The organism is Duganella callida, from assembly GCF_004614165.1.
Taxonomy (GTDB): domain Bacteria; phylum Pseudomonadota; class Gammaproteobacteria; order Burkholderiales; family Burkholderiaceae_D; genus Rugamonas; species Rugamonas callida.
This window is the reverse complement of the sequence record NZ_SPVG01000114.1, coordinates 1-3,080: the sequence shown is the minus strand read 5'-3', so window position 1 is coordinate 3,080 and position 3,080 is coordinate 1. Positions and strand designations below refer to the sequence as shown.

General features: G+C 66.2%; 3 protein-coding genes. All 3 read left to right on the top strand.

All coding sequences use genetic code 11. The annotated features are described in order from the left end of the window. Window positions 1-133 precede the first annotated feature (133 nt). The 3 genes from E4L98_RS11540 to E4L98_RS11530 are packed head-to-tail and all read left to right on the top strand — an operon-like array spanning window position 134 to window position 3,032. Window positions 134-826, top strand: coding sequence for a methionine ABC transporter permease (locus tag E4L98_RS11540; protein ID WP_135201708.1), 693 nt, complete (start codon window positions 134-136; stop codon window positions 824-826). Between the two features lie 11 nt (window positions 827-837). After that, complete coding sequence (locus E4L98_RS11535) at window positions 838-1,659, top strand: MetQ/NlpA family ABC transporter substrate-binding protein (RefSeq protein WP_135201707.1); 822 nt, start codon at window positions 838-840, stop codon at window positions 1,657-1,659. Further along, window positions 1,659-3,032 (top strand): LLM class flavin-dependent oxidoreductase, encoded by a 1,374-nt coding sequence (locus E4L98_RS11530; RefSeq protein ID WP_135201706.1) that lies wholly within the window; start codon window positions 1,659-1,661, stop codon window positions 3,030-3,032. The genes E4L98_RS11535 and E4L98_RS11530 overlap by 1 nt, the downstream gene beginning before the upstream one ends. Window positions 3,033-3,080 lie beyond the last annotated feature (48 nt).

The following is a 3,080-nucleotide window of genomic DNA, read 5'->3' as shown; positions in this document are numbered from 1 at the left end:
GCCGCGGGCACCGGCGCGCCGACCGCGTTCGATGCCGTCATGCCTGAATCCGCGCCGGCGACGGTCACGCCGATCGCCGCCGCCAGCGCCGCCAACGCGCTGGCCGCCATCGCCCTGCTGCCGGAGGCCAGTCATGTCTGAACTGCTATCCTCGCTGGGCGCCTCTGCCAACGCCATCATCGCCATGCTGCCCGAGATGTGGGATGCGCTCGGCCAGACCCTGCTCATGCTCGGCATCGGCCTGTCCGCCGCCGTCGTGATCGGCGGCCCGCTCGGCATCGTGCTGTTCCTGGTGGCGGACGGCCAGTCGCTGCAGAATCGCCCGGCCGCGCTGGCGCTGGGATGGCTGGTGAACACCGTGCGTTCCTTCCCGTTCATCATCCTGCTGGTTGCGCTGGTGCCGTTCACGCGCGCCATCGCCGGCACCTCGATCGGCCCGCTGGCCGCCGCCGTGCCGCTGTCGTTCGCCGCCATCCCCTACTTCGCGCGCCTGGTCGAACAAAACCTGCGCGAAGTGCCGCGCGGCGTGATCGAAGCGGCGCACGCCATGGGCGCTTCCGAATTCCAGATCATCGTACACGTACTGCTGGTGGAAGCGCGTTCCGGCCTGGTGCTGGCGCTGACCGTGCTGGCCATCAGCTTCCTGTCCTACTCCGCCGTGGCCGGCGTGGTCGGCGGGGGCGGCATCGGCGATCTGGCCATCCGCTACGGCTACTACCGCTTCGAGACCGACATCATGGTCGCCACCGTCGCCATCCTGATCGCCATGGTGCAAATCATCCAGTTCGCGGGCAACCGCATCGCCCAACGCCTCGACAAACGCTAACAAGGAAATAGATGAACACTCGCCGTACCCTTTTACTGGCCGTGGTGGCCGCGCTGGCCGCCGCCGTCAACCTCAACGCCCACGCCAGGGATCCGAAGGAACTGGTGATCGGCACCAGCTCCGGGCCCTATGCCGACCAGATCAAGCTGGGTATCAAGCCTATCCTGGAAAAGCAGGGCTACAAGGTCAAGCTGGTCGAATTCAACGACTACATCCAGCCCAACTTCGCGCTGGCGGAAGGCTCGCTGGACGCCAACGTGTTCCAGCATATCGTCTACCTGAACAAATTCGCGGCCGACCACAAGCTGGCCCTGTCGGAACTGATCAAGATCCCCACCGCGCCGATCGCCATTTACAGCCAGAAGCACAAGACGCTGAACGACGTCAGGGAAGGCACCACCGTCGCCCTGCCCAACGATCCGACCAACCAGGCGCGCGCGCTGGTGCTGCTCGATCAGATGGGATGGATCAAGCTGCGCGAAAAAGCCGATCCGCTGAAAGCATCGGAACGCGACATCGCCGTCAATATGAAAAAGATCAAGCTGCTGCCGCTGGAGGCGGCCCAGTTGCCGCGCTCCCTGCAGGACGCCGACTACGCCTTCGTCAACGGCAACTACGCGCTGGCCTCGGGCCTGAAGCTGAAGGATGCGCTGATCACCGAGAAGATTTCGCCGGCCTATGCCAACCTGGTGGCCGTGCGTAGCGCCGACAAGGACAAGCAGTTCGCCAAAGACATCGCCGCGGCCTACCGCTCGCGCGAATTCCTGGCGGTGACCAACAAATACTTCGCCGATTACGCCAAGACCGACTACCAGCTCGCGCTGGAAAAGTGATGACCAAGCCGATACGCTTCAACGCCTTCCAGATGAATAGCGTGAGCCACCAGTCGCCCGGACTGTGGACGCACCCGCGCGACCAGGGCCACCGCTACACCGAGCCCGAATACTGGACCGAGCTGGCGCAACTGCTGGAGCGCGGCCGCTTCGACGCCATCTTCCTGGCCGACGTGCTGGGCGTCTACGACGTCTATCAGGGCAACGCCGATGCGGCCCTGCGCCACGCGGTGCAGGCGCCGCTCAACGACCCGCTGGCGCTGGTTCCGCTGATGGCGCAGGTGACCCGACACCTGGGCTTCGGCGTGACCTGTGCGCTGACCTACGAGCACCCCTACACGTTCGCGCGCCGCATGTCCACGCTCGACCACCTGACGCGCGGCCGCATCGGCTGGAACATCGTGACCGGCTACCTGGACAGCGCCGCCCGCAACCTCGGACTGGATCGGCAGCTCAGCCACGACGAACGCTATGACCTCGCCGACGAATACATGGAAGTGGTGTACAAGCTGTGGGAGCACAGCTGGGAAGACGGCGCGGTGATCAACGCCAAACAGCGCGGCATCTACGCCGACCCGGCGCGGATACACCCGATCCGGCACGAAGGCCGTTACTACAAGGTGCCCGGCTTCCACCTGAGCGAACCGTCGCCGCAGCGCACGCCGCTGCTGTACCAGGCCGGCACCTCTCCGCGCGGCACCGCCTTCGCCGCGCGGCATGCCGAATGCACCTTCGTCAGCGGCCCAAGCAAGAAAGTGGTGAAGCAGTACGTGGACGCGCTGCGCGCGGCGGTCAGCGCGGCCGGCCGCGATGGCGACGAGCTGAAAATCTACGCGCAAGCGCTGATCATCACCGCGCCGACCGAAGCCGAGGCGTGCGCCAAATACGAAGACTACCAGCGCCACATCGACATCGAGGCGGCGCTGGCGCTGCTGTCCGGCTGGACCGGCGTCGATTTCAGCCGCTACCCGCTGGACGCCACCATCGAATACATGGATTCCGACGCCGGCCGTTCGGCGCTGGCCTCGTTCAGCCAGGCCGACCCCGGGCGCAAATGGACCGTACGCGAAGCGGCGCAATTCATCGGTTTGGGCGGCCGCGGCCCGGTGCTGGTCGGATCGCCGGCGCAGGTGGCCGACCAACTGCAAGCCTGGCAAGACCAGACCGGCATCGACGGCTTCAACCTGGCGTTCGCCGTGGCCCCCGACAGCATGCGCGACGTGGTCGACCTGATCGTCCCCGAACTGCAGCGGCGCGGGCGCTACCGCCACGACTACACCGACGGCACCCTCCGCGACCAACTGTTTCACCACGGTCCGCGGCTGCCTGCCAACCACGCCGGCCGCAGCGCCACCATCCGGGGTCAGGTCTGACTTTCGGACACGAGCCCTGCCGTAAGCCCGCTTACGGCAGGGCTCGTG